General features: G+C 71.7%; 17 protein-coding genes and 1 tRNA gene. 8 read left to right on the forward strand and 10 right to left on the reverse strand.

Annotation, left to right across the window (positions count from 1 at the left end):
• The first annotated feature begins 142 nt into the window (after positions 1 to 142).
• Positions 143 to 739 (forward strand): GNAT family N-acetyltransferase, encoded by a 597-nt coding sequence (locus TPA0908_RS03330; RefSeq protein WP_281934481.1) that lies wholly within the window; start codon positions 143 to 145, stop codon positions 737 to 739.
• On the opposite strand, the gene TPA0908_RS03335 is transcribed toward TPA0908_RS03330, so the two are convergent.
• Positions 706 to 1,251: a CGNR zinc finger domain-containing protein gene (locus TPA0908_RS03335; RefSeq protein ID WP_281934482.1), complete on the reverse strand. Its 546-nt coding sequence runs from the start codon at positions 1,249 to 1,251 to the stop codon at positions 706 to 708. The two genes, TPA0908_RS03330 and TPA0908_RS03335, sit on opposite strands and share 34 nt — an antisense overlap.
• Positions 1,252 to 1,318: 67 nt before the next feature.
• Here TPA0908_RS03335 and TPA0908_RS03340 point away from each other — a divergent pair, with 67 nt between their 5' ends.
• The 4 genes from TPA0908_RS03340 (at position 1,319) to TPA0908_RS03355 (ending at position 8,564) form a co-directional block, all read left to right on the forward strand.
• Positions 1,319 to 2,287 (forward strand): EamA family transporter, encoded by a 969-nt coding sequence (locus tag TPA0908_RS03340; RefSeq protein WP_374709168.1) that lies wholly within the window; start codon positions 1,319 to 1,321, stop codon positions 2,285 to 2,287.
• On the forward strand, positions 2,284 to 2,982 hold the full coding sequence (locus tag TPA0908_RS03345; RefSeq protein WP_281934486.1) for an HAD family hydrolase: 699 nt from the start codon (positions 2,284 to 2,286) through the stop codon (positions 2,980 to 2,982). Before TPA0908_RS03340 ends, TPA0908_RS03345 begins: the two co-directional genes overlap by 4 nt.
• Before the next feature lie 90 nt (positions 2,983 to 3,072).
• On the forward strand, positions 3,073 to 4,764 hold the full coding sequence (locus TPA0908_RS03350) for a S8 family serine peptidase (RefSeq protein ID WP_281934488.1): 1,692 nt from the start codon (positions 3,073 to 3,075) through the stop codon (positions 4,762 to 4,764).
• A gap of 251 nt (positions 4,765 to 5,015) precedes the next feature.
• Positions 5,016 to 8,564, forward strand: coding sequence for a hypothetical protein (locus tag TPA0908_RS03355; RefSeq protein ID WP_281934490.1), 3,549 nt, complete (start codon positions 5,016 to 5,018; stop codon positions 8,562 to 8,564).
• Between the two features lie 124 nt (positions 8,565 to 8,688).
• On the opposite strand, the gene TPA0908_RS03360 is transcribed toward TPA0908_RS03355, so the two are convergent.
• Both TPA0908_RS03360 and TPA0908_RS03365 read right to left on the reverse strand, forming a co-directional pair.
• Positions 8,689 to 9,957 (reverse strand): hypothetical protein, encoded by a 1,269-nt coding sequence (locus tag TPA0908_RS03360; RefSeq protein ID WP_281934492.1) that lies wholly within the window; start codon positions 9,955 to 9,957, stop codon positions 8,689 to 8,691.
• Between the two features lie 321 nt (positions 9,958 to 10,278).
• The gene (locus TPA0908_RS03365) at positions 10,279 to 10,926 is read right to left on the reverse strand and encodes an IclR family transcriptional regulator (protein ID WP_281934493.1); all 648 of its coding nucleotides are present in this window, start codon (positions 10,924 to 10,926) and stop codon (positions 10,279 to 10,281) included.
• Between the two features lie 63 nt (positions 10,927 to 10,989).
• On the opposite strand from TPA0908_RS03365, the gene cysS reads away from it, so the two are divergent.
• A complete protein-coding gene (cysS, locus tag TPA0908_RS03370) occupies positions 10,990 to 12,405 on the forward strand; it encodes a cysteine--tRNA ligase (protein ID WP_281934495.1) in 1,416 nt (471 codons plus the stop codon).
• Positions 12,405 to 13,529, forward strand: a complete 1,125-nt coding sequence (gene rlmB / locus TPA0908_RS03375; protein ID WP_281934497.1) for a 23S rRNA (guanosine(2251)-2'-O)-methyltransferase RlmB — start codon at positions 12,405 to 12,407, stop codon at positions 13,527 to 13,529. The genes cysS and rlmB overlap by 1 nt, the downstream gene beginning before the upstream one ends.
• 61 nt (positions 13,530 to 13,590) lie before the next feature.
• On the opposite strand, the gene TPA0908_RS03380 is transcribed toward rlmB, so the two are convergent.
• A complete protein-coding gene (locus tag TPA0908_RS03380; protein WP_281934499.1) occupies positions 13,591 to 14,682 on the reverse strand; it encodes an ABC transporter ATP-binding protein in 1,092 nt (363 codons plus the stop codon).
• A 364-nt stretch (positions 14,683 to 15,046) separates the two neighbouring features.
• On the opposite strand from TPA0908_RS03380, the gene TPA0908_RS03385 reads away from it, so the two are divergent.
• A tRNA-Thr gene (locus TPA0908_RS03385) sits at positions 15,047 to 15,123 on the forward strand.
• 73 nt (positions 15,124 to 15,196) lie between these two features.
• Here TPA0908_RS03385 and TPA0908_RS03390 read toward each other — a convergent pair.
• From TPA0908_RS03390 to TPA0908_RS03415, 6 genes are all read right to left on the reverse strand, one after another.
• The gene (locus TPA0908_RS03390; protein WP_281934501.1) at positions 15,197 to 16,438 is read right to left on the reverse strand and encodes a tyrosine-type recombinase/integrase; all 1,242 of its coding nucleotides are present in this window, start codon (positions 16,436 to 16,438) and stop codon (positions 15,197 to 15,199) included.
• On the reverse strand, positions 16,438 to 16,635 hold the full coding sequence (locus TPA0908_RS03395) for an excisionase family DNA-binding protein (protein WP_181570675.1): 198 nt from the start codon (positions 16,633 to 16,635) through the stop codon (positions 16,438 to 16,440). Before TPA0908_RS03395 ends, TPA0908_RS03390 begins: the two co-directional genes overlap by 1 nt.
• A gap of 66 nt (positions 16,636 to 16,701) precedes the next feature.
• Positions 16,702 to 18,495 (reverse strand): replication initiator, encoded by a 1,794-nt coding sequence (locus tag TPA0908_RS03400; RefSeq protein WP_374709162.1) that lies wholly within the window; start codon positions 18,493 to 18,495, stop codon positions 16,702 to 16,704.
• Positions 18,492 to 19,100 (reverse strand): DUF2637 domain-containing protein, encoded by a 609-nt coding sequence (locus TPA0908_RS03405; protein ID WP_281934506.1) that lies wholly within the window; start codon positions 19,098 to 19,100, stop codon positions 18,492 to 18,494. Before TPA0908_RS03405 ends, TPA0908_RS03400 begins: the two co-directional genes overlap by 4 nt.
• Positions 19,097 to 20,524 (reverse strand): FtsK/SpoIIIE domain-containing protein, encoded by a 1,428-nt coding sequence (locus TPA0908_RS03410; RefSeq protein WP_281934508.1) that lies wholly within the window; start codon positions 20,522 to 20,524, stop codon positions 19,097 to 19,099. Before TPA0908_RS03410 ends, TPA0908_RS03405 begins: the two co-directional genes overlap by 4 nt.
• Positions 20,515 to 20,814: a hypothetical protein gene (locus tag TPA0908_RS03415; protein ID WP_281934510.1), complete on the reverse strand. Its 300-nt coding sequence runs from the start codon at positions 20,812 to 20,814 to the stop codon at positions 20,515 to 20,517. The genes TPA0908_RS03410 and TPA0908_RS03415 overlap by 10 nt, the downstream gene beginning before the upstream one ends.
• Between the last annotated feature and the right edge of the window lie 48 nt (positions 20,815 to 20,862).

Genomic DNA, 20,862 nt, shown 5'->3' on the forward strand with positions numbered 1-20,862 from the left:
GATCTTGGTACCAAACGGCCCTCGGAGGGGCGTAATTCTTCCAAGATCTACCGCAACCCAGCCCGCAACGCGGGTTTTCCTGGCTCGCCACCGCGGCGGTAATTGCCTCGCCCGGACGACGGGTCGGCGGGATGATCCGACCGTGCCTGACGACGACGGGGTGTTGCGGGAGACCGCTCGGCTGACGCTGCGCCGGTTCACCATGGCCGACGTGGACCGACTGGTCGCGCTGGACGCCGACCCGGAGGTCATGCGGTTCCTCACCAACGGCGTGCCCACGCCGGCCGCGACGATCCGCGACGAGGTGCTGCCCCGGCTGCTCGCGCAGTACGACCGGCATCCCGGGCTGGGTCGGTGGGCCACGCTCGACCGGTTCACCGGGGAGTTCCTCGGCTGGCTGGCGCTCGATCCGTCCGACGACGGCGGTGAGGCGGAGCTGGGCTACCGGCTGCGGCGCGCGGTGTGGGGGCACGGGCTGGCCACCGAGGGCGCGCGGGCGCTGGTGCGGCACGCGTTCGACACGGTCGGCGTGCGGCGGGTGTGGGCGCAGACGATGGCGGTGAACGACAGGTCCCGCGCGGTGATGACCCGCGCCGGGTTGCGCTACACCCGCACGTTCCACCTGGTCTTCGACGACCCGATCCCGGGTACGGAGCACGGCGAGGTGGAGTACGAGCTGCTCCGGGCGGACTGGCCCGCGATCCGTCAGGAGTGGGACGCCGCCCTGCGGGCCCGGTAGGCGCTGACCGCGGCCCGGTTGCCGCAGCCGGCGTCGCAGAACCGGCGGGACCGGTTCTTCGACAGGTCGACGAGCACGTTGTCGCAGTCGGGGTGGTCGCAGCGGCGCAGCCGGGTCAGCTCGCCGGAGCGGACCAGGTCGGCCACGGCCATCGCGGCCTCGACCGCCATCCGGGTGGCTAGCGGCGCGTCGCGGGGCACGGCGTGCAGATGGTACGGCTCGTCGTCGTGCCGGATGAGCTGCGGCAGGGCGTGCGACTCGCGGAGCAGCCCGTTGACGATCTCCACCACCTCGTCGGTGTCGGCGTACCAGATCCGGCGCAGCCGGGGCCGCAGCGTGCGGACCTGCCGCAGTTCCGCCTCCGTGTGCTCGTGCCGGCCGCTCCACCCGTACGCGGTGAAGAACGCGTCGAGCGCGGTGACGTCCGGCAGGTCCTCCCGGCCCGGGCCGGTGGTGTTCACCAGTGCGGCGGCGGCCACCAGCCCGCACTCGGTGTCATGAGCGAAAAGCAACTTGACTCCTGTCGGACGGCACCCCTAACGTCATCAGCGTAACGCTTCTTCACTCATGACCGGGGGAATGTCGATGCGCGAACGGTCCGGCACCGGGCTCGGCCTGGCCCTGCTCTCCGCGCTCACGTTCGCCACCTCGGGCACGTTCGCCCGGCCGCTGATCACCGGTGAGTGGTCGGCGGTCGCCGTGGTGATCGCCCGGGTCGGCATCGCCGCGCTGGTGCTGGCCGTGCCCGCCCTGCTGGTGCTGCGCGGTCGCTGGCCGGTGTTGCGCCGCAACGCGCTCACCGTGGTGCTGTTCGGGCTGCTCGGGGTGGCCCTGGCCCAGGCGTGCTTCTTCAACGCGGTCCGGTACCTCCCGGTCGGCGTGGCGCTGCTGCTGGAATACCTCGGCATCGTGCTGGTGGTCGGCTGGATGTGGCTGGTCCACGGCCAGCGACCCCGGGTGCTGACCGTGGCCGGTTCGCTCACCGCGCTGGCCGGGCTGGTGTTCGTCCTCGACCTCACCGGCGCCGGCCGGCTCGACCCGGTCGGCGTGCTCTGGGGGCTCGGCGCCGGCGTGGGGCTGGCCGGCTACTACGTCATCGCCGGCCGCGTCGACGCCGACCTGCCCTCGGTGGTGATGGCCAGCGGCGGCATGGCCGTCGGCGCCGCGATCCTGCTCCTGCTCGGCGCGGTCGGGGTGCTCCCGCTGGCCGCCGGCACCGCCGACGTCAGCTTCGCCGGGCATCGGGTGAGCTGGCTGGTGCCGATCGTCGGGCTGTCGCTGATCGCCGCCGTGGTCGCGTACCTGGCCGGGGTTGCCGGGGCGCGGCTGCTCGGCGCCCGGCTCTCCTCCTTCGTCGGGTTGACCGAGGTGATGTTCGCGGTGCTGATCGCCTGGTTGGTGCTGAACGAGCTGCCGAGCGCGATCCAACTGGTCGGCGGGGCGCTCATCGTCGGCGGCGTCGCGCTGGTCCGGGTGGACGAGCTGCGGGCCGGCCCCGGGGAGGCGTCATCGGCCCCGGTCGGGTCGGCGCTGGTCGGTGAGCGGTGACCGCACCCCGGACCGCCGTCGTCTTCGACGCCGACGAGACCCTGGTCGACCTGCGCCCGGCCGTCACCGGCGCGCTGGTGGCCGTACTCGAGGAGATGCGGCGGTGGACCCCGGCGGCGGCCGAGGTGTCGCTCGCGGACCTGGAGGGGGACTGGGGTGCGGTCTTCGGCGCGCTCAGCGCGGCCCCGGTCGGGGAGATCCGCCGCGCCGCGCTGGCCCGGTCGCTGGCCCGGGCCGGGCTCGGCGCCCACCTGGACGAGTTCGCGGCGCTCTTCTTCGCCCGCCGGTACGCCCTGAGCCGGCCGTTCCCGGACGTGCTGCCGGCGCTGGCCGCGCTGCGCCCGCACCACCTGCTGGGCTTCGCCACCAACGGCAACAGCCGCGCGGAACGCTGCGGCCTCGACGGCCGGTTCGCCTTCGCCCTGTACGCGCACGAGGGTGGCCTGCCGAAGAAGCCGGCACCGGCGTTCTTCGCCGCCGTGGTGGCCGCCGCCGGGCTGCCCGCCGCCCGGATCGTCCACGTCGGCGACTCGCCGGAACACGACGTGGTCGCCGCCCAACGCGCCGGCCTGCGGGCCGTCTGGCTCAACCGGGCCGGACTGCCCCGGCCGGCCGGCCTCGAACCCGACGCCGAGGTGTCCACGCTGGCCGAGCTGCCCGGGGTGCTCGCCGCGTTGACGAGCGCGAATGCCTGATTGTGGCGTATTCCGGGCGCACACCTGGCGAAACCCGCTCCCGTGATGTGGGATGACTGCCACGTCCCTCAACGAGAGGATCTGAATGTGGTGAGCAAGCGCTTCACCGCCGGTGCGGTCGCGGTCGCGGCCTCGCTGGCACTCACGGTGACCGGTCTGGGTGTTCCGGCGACGGCCGCGCCGTCCAGCACCCGGACCTTCACCGTGCTGGCGGAGAGCGGCGTCTCCACCGACGCCGCGATCGCCGCGATCAAGGCGGCCGGCGGCACTGTCGTCTCCCGCACCGACGACGTCGGCCTGTTCCAGGTGCGCAGCGACCGGGCGGACTTCGCCAGCCGCGCCACCGCAGCCGGCGCGCTCCTCGGCGCCGCCGAGGAGAAGGCGATCGGCCGCAAGCCCAAGCTCGACCGGGTCGAGCAGGAGCACCTGGTGGCCGCCGCCGCGACCAAGGGCAAGGTCGCCAAGGGCAACGCCAGGAAGATGGACCCGCTGGACGACAAGCTCTGGGGCCTGGACATGATCCGGGCCGACCAGGCTCGCAAGATCGAGCCGGGCGACCGCCGGGTCACCGTCGGCGTCCTGGACACCGGCGTCGACGCCAGCCAGCCCGACCTGGCCCCGAACTTCAACTGGGCGCTGTCCCGCAACTTCGCGCCGGACATCCCCGACGTCGACGGCCCGTGCGAGGTGGCGAGCTGCCTCGACCCGGTCGGCACCGACGACGGCGGTCACGGCACCCACGTGGCCGGCACGATCGGCGCCGCCGCCAACGGCTTCGGCCTCTCCGGCGTGGCCCCGAAGGTCTCCCTGGTCGAGCTGAAGGGCGGCCAGGACAGCGGCTACTTCTTCCTCAACCCGGTGGTCAACGCGCTGGTGCACGCCGGCCGTTCCGGGCTCGACGTGGTCAACATGTCCTTCTACGTCGACCCGTGGCTCTACAACTGCACCGCCAACCCGGCCGACAACCCGGAGCAGCAGGCCGAGCAGCGGACCATCATCGAGGCCATGAAGCGGGCGCTGAATTTCGCCCACCACAAGGGCGTCACGCTGGTCGGCTCGCTCGGCAACAACAACGAGGACCTGGGCGCCCCGCGGACCGACGAGAGCAGCCCGGACTACGGTGACACCCCGCCGTACCCGCGGCCGATCGACAACGCGAGCTGCTGGGACCTGCCGGTCGAGGGCCCGCACGTGATCGGCGTCTCGGCGGTCGGCCCGTCCGGCAAGAAGGCCGACTACTCGAACTACGGCACCGAGCAGATCTCGGTGGCGGCTCCGGGTGGTTGGTTCCGGGACGGCTTCGGCACCGACACCTACCGCACCGACGCCAACATGATCCTCTCCACGTACCCGAAGAAGGTGCTCCAGGAGGAGGGGTCGGTCGACGAGAACGGCAACATCGTGGCCGGCTTCGAGGACTCGGTGTTCAAGCAGTGCACGGCCAAGGGTGAGTGCGGCTACTACACCTACCTCCAGGGCACGTCGATGGCGTCCCCGCACGTCTCCGGCGTGGCCGCGCTGATCGTCAGCCGGTACGGCAAGCAGCAGGGCCGCAACGGCTACGGCATGGCGCCGGACCAGGTCGAGCAGCACCTCTACCGGACGGCGGCCGAGCACGCCTGCCCGGAGCCGCGGCTCCAGACCTACACCAACGAGGGCCGGGACGAGACGTACAACGCGTACTGCGCGGGTTCGTTGAACTTCAACGGCTTCTACGGCTACGGCATCGTCGACGCCTACGCCGCGGTGAAGACGCCGCTGAAGCCCAACGCGCGGCCGTAACGACATTCGCGGTTCCGAGAAGCCCGGGCGACGCACGTCGCCCGGGCTTCTCCGTGTCGACGATTGCGCACAGTGGTCTTCCCGTCGAGCGCTGTCCGGTTGGTGCGAAATGGCATTTGTGCAGCTCAGCCCCCGTGCGGAGGTCGAAGGTCCCTTCCGTTGACCGAACTCCTCGACTTCAATTGTCACTGAGAGTGATAATTGGGTCGACGGGCTGTGTGCCGCGGCGGCCCTCGGCGAGGAGGAGAACCATGTCCGAGGAGACCATCCGCAAGGCGGCCATCCCGAAGCAGAACGCGGTCGAGGAGCCGGCGCTCGGCCCCGGCGACCCGCCCGACTACTTCGGATTCACACCCAACTACGCCAACACCGCGCTCCCGACCGTCGTCGGGGGAGTGGTGCAACCGGGCACCGGTGTCCGCAAGTTCGTCGACTCGCTGCCCGGCGTGGGCCCGGCCAACGCCAACGACCTCAACCACTACATCCCGGTCGCGGTGCCAGACACCATCACCTACCCCGGAAGCGACTACTACGAGATCTGCGTCCAGGACTACGGGAAGATGTTCAACCGGGACATCTCGCCCCCCGCCCGCCTGCGCGGATATCGACAGGTCAACAACGGCACCGACGCCAGCGGACACAACACCATCGCGCCGCCGGTCCGCCCCTACTACTGCGGGCCGCTCATCTACGCCCGACGCGACCGGCCGGTGCGGATCAAGTTTCTCAACCTGCTGCCCACCGGCGCGGCCGGCAAACTCTTCCTGCCGGTCGACACCACCCTCACCGGCGCCGGCACCGGCCCGCTGAACACCACCGAGCTCTACACACAGAACCGGGCCGTCGTGCACCTGCACGGTGCGGAGACGCCGTGGATCAGTGACGGCACCCCGCTCCAGTGGCTCACCCCGGCCGGCGAGGTCACGTCCTATCCGCGCGGTGCCAGCTACGCCAACGTGCCGGACATGCCCGACCCCGGACCGGGCGCGGTCACGCTCTACTTCCCGATGCAGCAGAGTGCCCGGATGATGTGGTATCACGACCACACCGAGGGCATCACCCATCTCACCCCGTACAGCGGGCAGATCGCGATCCTGATCCTCCGGGACCCGGTGGAGCAGCAGATGGTGACCGACGGGGTCATCCCGGCCAGCGACATCCCGCTCATCTTCCAGGACAAGACGTTCGTGCCGCCCCCGGCCCAGCTCGCCCGGCAGGACCCGACGTGGGACACCGTCAACTGGGGTGGGCAGGGCAACCTGTGGATGCCACACGTCTACATGCCCAACCAGAACCCGTACAACGCCGCCGGCGCCAACCCCATGGGCCGCTGGGACTACGGACCGTGGTTCTGGCCGCCGTTCACCGGCATCGAGCAGGGCCCGGTGCCCAATCCGTACTTCGACCCGGTCACCCGGCCCTGGGAGCCGCCGGTGCAGCCCGGCACGCCGCTGCCCACCATCACGCCCGAGGCGTTCATGGACACCCCGATCGTGAACGGCTGCGCCTACCCGACGTTCCAGGTCGAGCCCAAGGCGTACCGGTTCCGCATCCTCAACGCCTGCAACGACCGGGCGCTCAACCTCCAGCTCTACCACGCCGCCTCGAACGGCACGATGTGGAAGCCGGACGGCACGTTGAACGACGGCGCCGCCGGCGAGGTGCCCATGGTCGAGGCGTGCCCGAACCCGGACTTCCCACCCACCTGGCCCACCGACGGCCGGGAGGGCGGCGTGCCCGCCCCGAGCGCGGTCGGCCCGGACTGGATCCAGATCGGCAACGAGGGCGGGCTCCTGCCGGAGGTCGCGATCATCCCGCCCCAACCCATCAACTACGAGTACGACCGCCGCTCGATCACCGTGCTCAACGTCTCCGACCACTCGCTGCTGCTCGGGCCCGCCGAACGCGCCGACGTGATCGTCGACTTCTCCACCGTCGCGCCCGGGTCGACGCTCATCCTCTACAACGACGCCCCGGCGCCCATGCCGGCCTACGACACCCGCTACGACTACTACACCGGCGACCCGGACCAGACCGACAGCGGCGGGGCGCCCACCACCCAACCCGGGTACGGCCCGAACACCCGCACGCTCATGCAGATCCACGTCGTGGGCACCCCGGCCGCGCCGTTCGACCTCGCCCGGCTCCGGACGCGACTGCCCCAGGCGTACGGGCAGAGCCAGCCGAAGCCGATCGTGCCGGAGGAGGCCTACAACACCGCGTTCGGGACCACCTCCACCAACCACTACGTGGCGATCCAGGACACCACCATCACCTACGTCCCGCTGGGCGGCAACACCCCGGTCACCCTCGACCTCCAGCCCAAGGCGATCGTCGAGGAGTTCGACCCGGTGTACGGCCGGATGATGCCCACCTTCGGCGTCGAACTGCCCAAGACCAGCGCGCTCATCCAGACCACGATCCCGCTCGCCTACATCGACCCGCCGACCGAGATCCTCTACATGTCGAACCTGGCCACCCCGGTCGGCTCGGCCGGTGACGGCACCCAGATCTGGAAGATCACGCACAACGGGGTGGACACCCACTTCGTCCACTTCCACTACTTCAACGTGCAACTGGTCAACCGGGTCGGCTGGGACGGCGCGTACAAGCCGCCGGACGCCAACGAGGTCGGGTGGAAGGACACCGTGCGGATGAACCCGTTGGAGGACTGCATCGTCGCCATGCGGCCCTCACTGCCGGTCAACCTGCCCTTCAAGGTCGGCGACAGCATCCGGCTGCTCGACCCGACCCAGGTCCCGGGCACCACCAACGGCTTCACCCAGATCGACCCGCAGACCGGCGACCCGGCCGTGGTCACCAACCAGCCCTACAACTTCGGCTGGGAGTACGTCTGGCACTGCCACATGGTCGACCACGAGGACTTCGACATGATGCGGCCGGTGGTGATCCGAGTGTCCCCGGCTCCGCCCACCAACCTGACCGCGACCGTCAACGCCGGCTCGGCCACCGTCCCACCCGCGATCGTGCTGAACTGGACCAACCCCACCGGACTGCCGCTCGCCACCCAGGTCGTCGTGCAGCGCTCGACCAACTCCTCCTTCACGGCCGGGCTGACCACCGTCACCCTGGCGGCCGGGGCCACCACATACTCCGACACCACCGCGGTGCCCGGTGTCACCTACTACTACCGGGCCCGGCGGGAGAACAGCGCCAGCTATTCCGCCTGGTCGAACAGCGCCTCCGGGGTGATCAGCCTGACCGCCCCGACGAACCTGACGGCCACCCAACCCGGCAACAGCCCGGTGCGGGTCAACCTGAGCTGGGTCAACCGGTCGTACTCCACCTCGGTCGAACTCCAGCGCGCCACCAACGCCGCCTTCACCAGCGGGCTGACCACTGTCACCCTGGCCGCGAACGCGACCAGCTACACCGACAGCACGGTCGTGGGCGGCACCACCTACTACTACCGGGTGCGCACCGTCTATCTCGGCGTCGGCTCGCCGTGGTCGAACACCGCCACGATCGCCGTCAGCGGCCCACCGGCCGCCCCGACGAACCTCGCCGGCACCGCCGTCGCCGCCAGCGGCGGCACCGCGACGGTGAACCTCACCTGGCAGGAGAGCGCCGCCAGCGTGGTCACCAGCTTCGTGCTCCAACGGGCGACCAACGTGGCGTTCACCGCCAACCTGGCCACCTTCACGCTGGGCGGCAGCGCCCGGAGCTACAGCGACACCGGGCGGGCCCGGTCCACCACCTACTACTACCGGATCCAGGCGGTGAACTCGTTCGGCAGCTCGGCGTTCAGCGGCACCATCGCCGTGACCACGCCGGCCTGACCGGAACCGGTGCGGCGGCGTCCGGATCTTCCGGGCGTCGCCGCCTGTCCGAGTGGTGAGGCGACACCGGCGAGGTGGCGCGACGGGGTGCGCGTGTTCGGACCGGTGCGCCGGAGTGGAGAGGTCACGGACGCCAGCCGCGGGCCACCAGCGCGGCGCGGATCTCGCGGACCAGGGCGGGGAACTCCTGGCGCAGGCGTCGACCGGTCACGTGCAGCACCAGCCAGCCAGCCCCCACGAACTGGTTGAGCCGACACCGGTCGAGGTGCATCCGATCGGGATCCGCGTGCCACCGACCGTCGTACTCGACCGCCACGCGGAACTCCGGCCACGCCAGGCCGGGATGCAGGACAGGGCCGGCCGGCACGCGTACCGGGTGCTGTGCTGCCGGGCGCGGCAGACCGGCGAGCACGAGCCGCACCCGCAGATGTGACTCGGGCGGTGACTGGGCGCATCCGTCGGTCAGGCCGAACACCCAGGACGCCCGCCGGCCGCCCGGACGGCCGGCGTTCCGCGCCGCCTCGGTGGCGAGCCCGGCCGGGCTGACCGCACGGATGCGCAGCAGCCCGTCGATGATGCCGACGGCACGCACGGGATCGGCCCAGACCGCCGTCTCCCAGGCACAGGCGACGGGTACGGTGCGGGGCGGCGGCCCGGCCGGACCGGGCGGCCTCGGGTCCGGTGGCCCGGCCGGGGCGGGTGTTCTCGGGTCCGGCGGTCCGGCCAGGTTGGGCGTTCTCAGGTTCGGTGACCCGGCCGGGGCGGGTGGTCTCATCAGTTCCGGGGGACCGGTCGGTCCGGCCGGCGATCCGGGGGGAGTCGTCGGACCGGCCGGACGCGGCGGGCGGTGCCGAACCGGTGGCCGGCCCGGGTCCACCGCGTCGGCTGGCCGGACGGCCGGGAGTCGTCTGCCCGCCCCGCGCCGAGTGGTCGTGCCGGTCGACATGGCGGCGCGTGCCGGCACCGGGCCGAAGCCGGTCGGCGCGGCGGTGCTCGTCGGTGCCGTGGCGGTGCCGGCGGGGACCAGCAGGCCGCTGCGGGTGCTGGACACCGGGGCGTGGTGCACCCGGACGCCGGGTTGGGAGTCGGCTCGGACCGTGGCCGGTAGCAGGACGTGCACGTCGTCGGTGAAGTCGGCGGCGTGCTCGACCCCGTGCAGGTAGGCCGCCGACGGGCCGGCGATCAACGTGCCGGGCGGCATGCGGAGCAACACGGCGCGGCAGGCCAGCTCGTGGTCGCGGTCGAGGCGGGCGTCGGCGTAGACGTCATGCCGGAGTCGGAGCCAGGACGCGCCCCGGAGGTGGTGGCGCGAGAGAAGGCCGCGCCGGACCGCGTCCGAGCCACGAAAGACCTGCCAGGCCAACTGCGGCGGGCGATGAGGGTGAGGTGGCATACGGCAAGCGTGGGGCTCCGAGGCGGCTGTCGACACCCCTGTGGACAACCACCACGGCCGAGTCCGTACCACGCCTGTGGACAGCCCCCACCGACACCCGAGATGTGCTAGCGAGCTGCACCCGTTCCCGAACCGCGCCGCGGCGCGGAGCGACGCCGTTCCGGCGAGATGGGCGTATCCACGGCGGGTGGCGCCGTCATTTCGCCGAGGTGGGCATATCCGACCCGGGCGGATGCCGCCACTTCCCCGAACTTGCGCCAGCCCGCCAGCCCGCCAGCCAGCCCACCCCGCAGGCCCGGCCGCCCGGCGGGGCGGGCGCGGTCAGGAGAGCGCGGCGGCGACCGCCTCGGCGGCGGCGGTCACCTGGGCGCCGACCTCGGTCACGTCGAGCGGGGTCAGCGAGACCACGCCGACGCTGCCCTCCAGACCCGGCACGCCCAGCACCGGCGCCGCCACCCCGTACGCCCCGGACTGGAGTTCCCCGCTGGTGCTCACCGGGCCGGACTCGCCGGCCCGCCCGGCCAGCACGGCCCGGCCGGCCGCGCCCAGCCCCAACGGGTGCCGGGAACCGGTCCGGTACGCCACGTGGAACGCGGTCCAGCTCGGCTCGACCACGGCCAGCGCGACCCCCTCGCCGCCCTCCACCACGGTCAGGTGGGCGGTCGCACCGGTCCGCTCGGCGAGCCGGCGCAGCGCCGGCAGCGCGCCCTCGGCGAGCAGCGGCTGCGCGCGGCGGGCCAGGTGCAGCACGCCCACGCCGAGCCGCAGCCGGCCCTCGCCGTCGCGCCGCAGCATGCCGTGCCCGGTCAGCGCGCCGACCAGCCGGTAGACGGCCGCCCGGCCGATGCCGAGCCGGTGCGCGGCCTCGGTGACGGTCAGCCCGCCCGGCGCGTCCGCGACGAGGTGCAGCAGGCGCAGACCCCGGTCCAGGGTCTGCGCGGTCTCTCCCGGGCGTGCCGCCGTGTCCACAGCACGCAGCGTACGACCCGGCTCGGGCCAACCCGGAAATGTGTGGAGGGCTACCCTTGGGAGGTGACGCTACGCCTGTATGACACCGCCACCCGATCGGTGCGGGACTTCGTCCCGCGGGAAGCCGGCAAGGTGGGGGTCTACCTGTGTGGTCTCACGCTCCAGGCGCCCCCGCACATCGGCCACCTTCGTTCCGGCGTCAACTACGACGTGCTGCGTCGCTGGCTGCTGGGCACCGGGTTCGAGGTCACGTTCATCCGCAACCTGACCGACATCGACGACAAGGTGCTGGCCAAGGCCATCGAGCAGGGCCGGCCGTTCTGGTCGATCGCGTACGCCAACGAGCAGATCCTCACCGCCTCCTACCGGGCGTTGAACGTGCTCCCGCCGACCTACGAGCCGCGGGCCACCGGTCACATTCCGGAGATGCACGAGCTGATCGCCCGACTGATCGAGACCGGGCACGCCTACCCGGCCACCGACGGCTCCGGCGACGTCTACTTCGACGTGGCGTCCTGGCCGGCGTACGGCGCACTGTCCGGGCAGTCCCCGGCCGACATGCAGCCGGCCGGCGACGCCCCCGACCGGGGCAAGCGCGACCCGCGTGACTTCGCGCTCTGGAAGGGCGTCAAGCCGGGCGAGCCGACCGAGGCCGCCTGGCCGTCGCCGTGGGGCCGCGGCCGGCCCGGCTGGCACATCGAGTGCTCGGCGATGTGCTGGCGTTACCTGGGCGCCGAGTTCGACATCCACGGCGGCGGGCTCGACCTGACGTTCCCGCACCACGAGAACGAGATCGCCCAGTCGCAGGCCGCCGACCTGCCGTTCGCCCGCTACTGGGTGCACCACGGCCTGCTCGGCATCGGCGGCACCAAGATGGGCAAGTCGCTCGGCAACACGCTCGACCTCGACTACGTGGCCTCGCTCGGGGTGCGCCCGGTGGAGCTGCGCTACTACTACGCCGCCGCGCACTACCGGTCCCGCATCGACTACTCCGAGGACGCGCTGCGCGAGGCCGCGGTCGCGTACCGGAGGATCGAGGGCTTCGTGCAGCGGGCGGTCGAGCGGGTCGGCGTGGGCCGACCCGGTGAGCTGCCCGCCGGGTTCGTGGCGGCGATGGACGACGACCTCAACACCTCGGCGGCGCTCGCCGTGCTGCACGAGGTCGTCCGGGACGGCAACACCGCGCTGAGCGGCGGCGACGATGTGACCGTCCGCACGACGCTGGCCGCCGCGCGGGCGATGCTGGATATCCTCGGCGTCGACCCCCTGGATCCGGCCTGGACCGGTGGCGACCGCACGGACGACCTGCGCGGCGTGGTGGACTCACTCATCGCGTTGGCCCTGGAGCAGCGCGCGCAGGCCCGTGGCCGCAAGGACTGGGCCGCCGCCGACGCGGTCCGTGACCAGCTCAAGCAGGCCGGCGTGGTCGTCGAGGACACCCCCCAGGGCCCGCGTTGGACTATTGGAGAGCAGGACTGATGGCCGGCAACTCGCAGCGCCGTGGCCGGCGACTGACGCCGAAGGCGGGCGCCCCCAAGGGCACCGGTGGCAAGAACAAGGACTCCCTCGCCGGCCGGGGGCGCACCCTGCCGGCCGACGAGCGTCCCTGGCACAAGGCCTACTCGGGCACCGAGAAGCTGCCCCAGCGCACCGCCTGGAAGCAGGACAAGGAGCGTCGCGCCGCGGCCGAGGAGGGCCGCGCGCCCAAGATCGGCCAGCCCGGCAGCAAGGACACCACCTGGGGCAGGGGCGGCGGTCGGGGCGTACCCACCGCCAAGGGCCGCGGCGGCGGCAAGCCGGCCGGCCGGTCCGGCGGGCCCCGGGTCTCCCCGGGGCGCAAGTCGAACCCGGCGAAGGACAGCCCCGAGCTGCTCGTCGGCCGGAACCCGGTGCTGGAGTCGCTGCGCGCCCAGGTGCCGGCGACCGCGCTCTACACCGCGCAGGGCATCGACATGGACGACCGGGTCAAGGAGATCGTCCGCACCGCCGCCGACCGGGGCATCGCGATCCTCGACGTGAGCCGCGCCGAGCTGGACCGGATGACCGGGGGGGTGCTGCACCAGGGCGTCGGCCTCCAGGTGCCGCCGTTCGCCTACGAGCCGTTCGACGACCTGGTCACCGCCGCGCTGGAGCAGGCCGCCCCGCTGCTGGTCGCGCTGGACGGGGTCACCGACCCGCGTAACCTCGGCGCGGTGATCCGGTCGGCCGCCGCGTTCGGCGCGCAGGGTGTCTTCGTGCCCGAGCGGCGGGCCGCCGGGATCACCGCGACCGCCTGGCGGACCAGCGCCGGCGCGGCCGCGCGCGTTCCGGTCGCCCAGGTCACCAACCTGACCCGGTCGCTGAAGGCGTGCAAGGAGGCCGGCTTCATCGTGGTCGGCCTGGACGCCGACGGGCAGACCGACCTGTACGACCTGGAGGCCGCGGTCGGCCCGCTGGTAGTGGTGGTCGGCTCGGAGGGGCGCGGGCTGTCCCGCCTGGTCGGCGAGACCTGCGACCTGACCGTCAGCATTCCGATGATCTCCGAGGTGGAGTCGCTCAACGCGAGCGTCGCCGCCGCGGTCACGCTCGCCGAGGTCGCCCGCCGCCGCGCGGTCGAGGGCTGACCCGCAAGCACGAAGAAGGGGCGGTCCGCCGTGGCGGGCCGCCCCTTCTGCTTCGCGTACGTCAGATCCGCTGGCCGGTGGTGGCGTGGAAGGCGTGGCTGCGGCCGGGGCGCGGCTTGACGAACACGGTGTCGCCCATGTTCGGCATGCTGCGCCGGTCGGTGCGGACCACGAACCGCTCGTTGTGGCCCTCCAGCGCGGCGTGGCCGTAGATGTTGGCGTCGGAGCCCAGGTCCTCGACCAGCTCGACCACGACCGGCATGCCGCCCTCGGACGGGCTCACCAGGTCGCAGTCCTCCGGGCGGAAGCCGACGGTGACCTTGCCGTCGCCGCCCTCGCCGCGGGCCGCCTCGATCTGCTCGCGGGTCAGCGGCATGATCATCTCGGCGAACACGCCGCCCTGGTCGGTCAGCTTCACCGTCTTGATGTTCATGGCCGGGGAGCCCATGAAGCCGGCGACGAAGACGTTGGCCGGGGTGTCGTAGAGCGCCCGCGGCGTGTCCACCTGCTGGAGCACGCCGTCCAGCATGACCGCCACCCGGTGACCCATGGTCATGGCCTCGACCTGGTCGTGGGTGACGTAGACGGTGGTGACGCCGAGCTTCGCCTGGAGCGAGGCGATCTGGGTACGGGTCTGCACGCGCAGCTTGGCGTCGAGGTTCGACAGCGGCTCGTCCATGAGGAAGACCTGCGGCTCGCGGACGATCGCGCGGCCCATGGCGACCCGCTGGCGCTGACCGCCGGAGAGCGCCTTCGGCTTGCGGCTGAGGAACTCCTCAAGCTGGAGCAGCCCGGCCGCCTCCTTGACCCGCCGGTCGATCTCCGACTTCGAGGTCTTGCGCAGCTTGAGCGCGAACGCCATGTTCTCGTACACCGTCATGTGCGGGTAGAGCGCGTAGTTCTGGAAGACCATCGCGATGTCGCGGGCCTTCGGCGGGAGGTGGGTGACGTCCCGGTCGTCGATGTAGATGGCGCCGTCGTCGACGTCCTCCAGGCCGGCGAGCATCCGCAGGCTGGTGGACTTTCCGCAGCCGGACGGGCCGACCAGGACGAGGAACTCCCCGTCACCGATCTGGAGGTCGAGCTGGTTGACGGCGGGGCGCTCGGTGCCCGGATAGATCCGGGACGCCTTCGCGTAGGTGACCGTAGCCATGATGAAGCGCTTCCTTTCACCGGCAGGAACGTGCCGGACGATCCGAGTGAAGGAGCGACCGGCACCCAGGGTGCCGGCCAACGGGAGCGTCGCCCGGGCAGCCGAGGCCGGCCGGAGTGTCGTCCGTGTCACTGCACCGTAAACGGCTTTCGCGTTCGTGCCAAGACGAGACGCAGCGGGTGGGACGGACGGCATACACATTTCGGTCAGTCGGGCACTGAGAGGCATCAATCTCCCCGCTGTGAGCGCTATCAGCGGACGATCGGCCGGGCGACCCGGTGAGGTAACTGACGTTTTCCGTGCTCGGGAGCCCTGCCAGGCGGGATTTCCCGAGCCCAGTCGCTATGCTGAGCCCGTCACACGCGCCCCTGTAGCTCAGCTGGCCAGAGCACTCGCCTTGTAAGCGAGATGTCGCCGGTTCGATCCCGGCCGGGGGCTCCAATTCCACAAGGCGTTCCCGGCCGGTGGCCGTCGTGATCTCCCCGGTTGACAGCAACGCTGACAGCAACGGGGGTCACGACAGCCGCCCGTCGAGCTTGCCGAGCGCCTGGCGCATCGCGTCGAGGTTGGCGTGAGCGTAGACCTTCAGCGTCACCTTCACGTCGGCGTGCCGGGCGATGGCCTGGACGACGTGCGGCGGTACGCCCAGCTCCATCAGGAGCGACACGACCGTGTGCCGCAGGTCGTGCAGCCGGACACCGGGTAGGCCGGCGGACTCCCGGAGGCGGGCGAAGGAGCGACTGAGGTTGGTCGGCTCCATCGGCGTACCGCGCTCGGAGGGGAAGACGAGCCCGTGATCCACCCAGACCTCGGGGAGGCCGGCCCGCTCCTCCTGCTGACGCTCCCGGTGCTCCATCAACGTGAGCCAGGTGAACTCGGGCAGCGGTAGCACCGCCTCGGAGTCCTCCGTCTTGGCGTCCAGGACGTGAAGCGTCCCGGCGACCCGCTGAACGGTCTGCTGTACCCGAAGGGTGCCGTCGTCGAGGTCGACATCCGACCAGCGGAGGCCGACCAGCTCCCCGCGGCGGAGGCCCATCGTGGCCGCCACGACGTAGAGAGCGTGCAGCCTGTGGCCGGCGGAGGCAGCGAGGATCTTGCGCACCTGGTCGACGGAGAGCCCCTTGCCGATCTTGTAGCGCGGCGAGGGGACACGCACCAGCTTCGCCACGTTGCGCGACACCAACTCCTCCCGCATCGCGTGTTGCAGCGCGTTGCGGAGGACCGCGTGCACGAACTGCACCTGACGAGCGCTCGGGTAGCTCTGGCAGCAGCGGCCGACGGAGCAGCACCGCCGGCCGGCCGGGCGGATCTGGTCGAGACCGTTGGTGCAGCAGAGGCACTTGCGGCGGAAGCCGTCCATGAACGCCTTGACGTGCTGCACCTGCAAGCCGTCGAGACGCTTCGTGCCGAGGGCCGGCACCAGGTGCAGCCGTACGGCGCTCTCATAGCCCCGAACGGTGGTCGGCTTCAGGTCACTGACGTACGTCTCCAGCCAATAGGGCAGGTAGTCGGCCAGCTTCCAGGCCCGTTCGGGGACGGGGATGCCGCGCTGAGACTGCGCCTTCAGCTCGATGAGCTTGGCGTGTGCCTCGTCCCAGGTGGCGCCGTAGACGAACTTTCGCTTGCGGGTGCCGTCGGTGGCGAGCACGTACGCCTGCCCGACCCACCGGCCGTCACTGGAGCGCTGATAGATCGAGCCTTCGCCGTTGGGGTTGCGGCGGGCGGCCGACTGTCGTTGTTTCGGGTCTTTGGGCATCAGGCGGCTTCTTCCGTGAGCGTGGCGATGGCCTCGTCGATGGCCGATGCGGGGATGAGCCGGCGGCTTCCGACCTTGAAGGAGCGGAGCCGGCCGGAGCGGATCAGGTCGTAGACGAGCGAGCGGCCGATGCCGAGCGCATGGGCGGCCTCCTCGACGCGCAGCACGCGAGGAGTGATCGAGCTGGTGGCGTTCATCGACTGGCCTTCCTCGTGTGCGGAGGGGAGTGGCGGGTTACGGGGGAGTCGGGCCGGCAAGGGCGATTACTGGGCGCAGGCCGCGAGCGCGGCGGGTTGATCGGATGAAGGCGCGAGCGTGGTTGTTCGTAGGCGTGCGGTGTCGAGGTCTGTGCGCCAGCGGATGCGGGCTGATATGGCGCGTAGGAGTCGGTGTTCCAGGGGTGGCACGTCGGGGTCTTCGGGGCGGGCTAGTTCGAACCGGTACCGTTTCGGCCCGTCTGTGTCGTCGGCCGCCTGGTCGTGCTCCTCGGTGTCGGCCAGGCCGCCGGCGAGGATGGCGCGCACCCAGGCCCGGTTGTCGGCGCGGTGGTCGGCGAGGGTTTTGCCGGACCATTGGCGGGAGACGAGGACGCGGCGGCCGGTGAAGCCGAGGGTGGAGCGTTGGTGGACCTTCCCGGTGCACCGGCCTGGGGTCAAGCCCGCCTTGACGCCGTCGGGCTGAACGCCGTAGAGCAGCCAGTTGGCGCACGTGGGCGAGCACGGCAGGACCGACAGTTCCGCGTGGAGCCGGTCGAAGTGCGCTTTCTGCGGGTCGGTTCGGGGCTTGGCCTGGTCGGTCAGATCCTTGGTGACGTACTTGGTCACGTAGCGGATGGACCGTTCGGCATCCTTGGTGCCCTGGTCGATGCCGCGGGCGTCGATGCGGCCCAGGCGGGCGACGTAGGCGGGCCGGCTGTCCGGCTCCTCCAGGGCGTCGAGGGCTTCACCCCAGGTGGGCAACGGCTCACGCGTCTTCGGGTCGACGTATGCCTGTCTGTCGACGTCCCAGACCGGGGGCTTGTCCACCCGGTAGACCGGTTCGTTGAAGGGTGGCCACCACACCTGGTGGTAGGTGGCGGCGGCGATTTGCTTGAGCAGCCGACGGGGCAGGGTGCCGCGGATGGCGAAGTGCGCGTGTGGGGCGAGGCGGCGTTGCAGTTCGACGGCGCCGGCGTATTGGACGTTCCAGCCGGCGGCGCGGCGGACGTTCTGCCACCACCGGTCGAGGACCCGGGCGAAGTGAATCGCGTCCAACGCCGCGCGCCGGTAGTCGTAGCCGGCTGGGTCAACCGGGGTGCCGAGGAGGTCATCGTGCGGGCCGTGTCTAGTGCCGCACTCGCATGGCGCGATGTAGGCGCCGCGACGGAGGTGGGAGTGCACCGGTCCATGCGAGTCGAGCGTGAGCGTGATCAGCATCGACGGCCGGTAGGTCTTGCCCGTCCGGCCCGAGTAGGCCCGGCCCACGGTGCGCGGGTCGACGGGCAGCCGGGGCAGGTCGGGTGAGTCTTGGCGCCGTCGGGTGGACCGCTTGCGGCGGGGTCGCTCGTCGCGTTCCTTCGGCGTGAGGTGGCCGCGCAGGCTGGTCTCGCCGAGGGCTTCGTCGAGTTCCGCTATGGCGGCGTCGATCTCGGCCACCTGGGCGGCCCGCTCATCCGGGGTCATCGGCTGGTACTGGACGGCTTCGCGTTCGAATTCCAGATGCGCCCGCACCCGGACCAGGGCGAGCGCTTCCTCACCGGGCTTGTCGGGGCGGACGGCCGGTTCGTCGGCGAGGTGCCAGCCCTCCCGGATCTGCTGGATGCGCAGGCGCCGGCCCTTCTCCGCGCAGGGCTTGCACTTGACGGCCAGGGTCGCCCCGCACGGCACCTCCACCACCTCGGTCAGGCCGGTGGCGGTGTCGGTGCGGCGCAGCGCCAGGGGGCGGACGCAGACGCCGTGCGACTCGGCGAGTTGCTTGAGCGCGTCCTTGGCGAGTGGTTTGCGCATCCGGTCGGCCCGCGACCCCGGCCGAGGTGGCGTCTCTGAGGGAGTCTCTGGGATGAGGGGGAGTTGGGTCACTGGTCACGCTCCCCGCTGAACGGGGTGCCGTTGCGGGCCGTGAACGCCGCCGCAGGCACGGGCACCAGTCCGGGCCGCTGCACCGCCATCGCCGCTGGCCGGGCCGGCTCAGCGATGACTGCCTGGTCCTCGTGAACCACGACAGGCCGGTGGTCCTCGGTTGGGTTGTAGCCGGGTGGCACCTCGCCCCGATCGCGGGCTGGCTGGTCAACGGGCGCCGCCGGGGTGGCGGAGAAGACCAGCTTGGACAGGCCGAGGAATGCCAGCGCGGGCACGGCCGACAGCAGCCACCCGGACGGGCTCGGCTTCGCTACCGCGAGTTGCGCGGCGAGGGACAGGGCGACGGCGCAGACGAGCAGGAACAGGGGGTAGCCGACGGGGCCGCCGGTGCGGCGGCGTCGCCGGATGGTCAGCAGCGCGGCGAAGGGGAGTAGTTCGGAGATGGCGGCGTTGGCCCAGCCGAACCAGTCCCCGGTACCGGCCGGGGAGTTGTTCATGGTCCAGTCGTGCACGTGGGTGAACGAGGCGGCGCCGGCCAGGCCGCCGACGGTGAGGACGATGAGCACCAGGGCGAGCCCTTCCAGGCGTTCGGTGTCGGCCTTCATGGGGTCACCTCCTGGTCGGTGTCGTCGCAGAGGCGGCGGTAGTCGCGGCCGAGTTGGCGGATGTCGTCGTCGGTGAGGTAGGCGAACCGGACCCGGACGGGTTCGCGGACGCCGTCGAGGACCACGAAGCCCACCCCTGGCGACGACTCCGGGATGCGGTCGCAGAGGGCTCCTCGGTCGCGGGCGGCGTCGCCGAGGACCATGTCCACCTGTTCGGGCTCGGTCAGCCGCAGCCCGATGCGGGTCGGGAAGAGGTCGCGGAACGGCAGCACGTCCTTACGGGGGTCCTGCAACGCGGCGACCACGTGCACGCCGACCGCCCGCCCCTGACTGAGCAGGAGGCCGAGCGATTCCTTGATCCGGTCACGGACTTTCCGATCCGTGATGTACGCGGTGAGCGCGGCCAGCTCGTCAACGACCAGGACGAGCAACGGATCCTCCGGCGTCGGCACATGTTGACGGGTCACCCCACGCAGCCGGGCGGCCCGCAGCCGCATGCGCTTCACGGCCTCTTCGAGAACTCCGGCCATGCTGTCCGGGTCGTCGTAGGCGAAGCGGGTAAACAGCGGCACCCCCGCTGCCAGCTCCATCCCGCCCTTCGGGTCGAACGCCCACACCTCGACCAGGCCGGACCGGATACCACCGGCCAGGGAACGGAGCAGTGACCACAGCACCGAGCCCTTGCCCGACCCCGTGGCCCCGGCGATGAGCACATGCGAGCCGGCCAGCCGCAGCCGGTACGGTTGCCCGTCCTCGTCGACGCCGAGCGGCAGCGCGTCCAGTTCCGGCACGTCGGCCACCGGCAGCGGTGTCACGACGGCGGCGAGGGGGTCACGGCGCACGAGGCGCACCACCACGCGATCCGGCCGGTTGGTGGAGCGCGCCTGTCCGCTGCGGCGGCGGAAGGCGTAGGCGAGGCGTTCCGCAGCCTGCCCCCAGTCGTCCGGGATCTGCCCCGGCAGCAGCCGAACGGTCAGCTCGTCGCCGAACCGGTCGCACCGCACCCGCAAGAGCTGCGGCACGTAGCGGTCACCCGCGAACGCGGTCGCCAGCCCACAGGTGGCCATCACGGATGCCCACCGGCGGCGGTAGACGAACAGCGCGCGGACGCGGCTGACGAGCGGGTACCAGCCGAACCGCAGCCACGACGACGGATGCCACCGCCACCACGCCACGCAGCCGGCGGCGGCGGCCAGGACGACGCCGGCCAGGACCAGGCCGCCGAACTCGACCCGGATCCACAGAGCCAGCGCCGACGGGGCGGTGAGCCACCAGTACCGGACCGCCAGCACGCAGGCGCGGAACAGGCCCCGGGCCAGCCACCAGAGCACCAGCAGCCAACCCGGAACCCGCCAGGCGGGAAGGCGCACGTTCATCGGCGCCATGGGGATCTTGTCCCCGGGAATCACGTTGATCAGAGGCACAGGTCACCACCCCGAGCCGAGCGACCCAGCGTCGAGATGCACGAGTGGCACGACATGCGGCGCAGGTCGAACCGGCGCGGCTTCACCCACCGGCAGCAACGGGGGCAGCGGATCGCGTACACCCGGGCGGAAGCCGGCGGCAGCCACAGAGCCGAACGGACAACGGCCTCGGTCTCCCGGTAGGCGTGGCGCAGGCCGGTCAGGAGCGAGCGGGTGCGGGTGAGCAGGAGGGCCGCGCCGAGGAGCAGGGGCGCGGCGATGATCAGGGCAGGGGGAATTACGGTGGGCATCGCGCCCTCCTTCGCCAGATGAGGGATGGCAGAGCGCGGGACGGGTCG

Origin of the sequence: Micromonospora sp. AKA38, from assembly GCF_027925725.1 — a bacterium.
In the GTDB taxonomy this organism is placed as follows: domain Bacteria; phylum Actinomycetota; class Actinomycetes; order Mycobacteriales; family Micromonosporaceae; genus Micromonospora.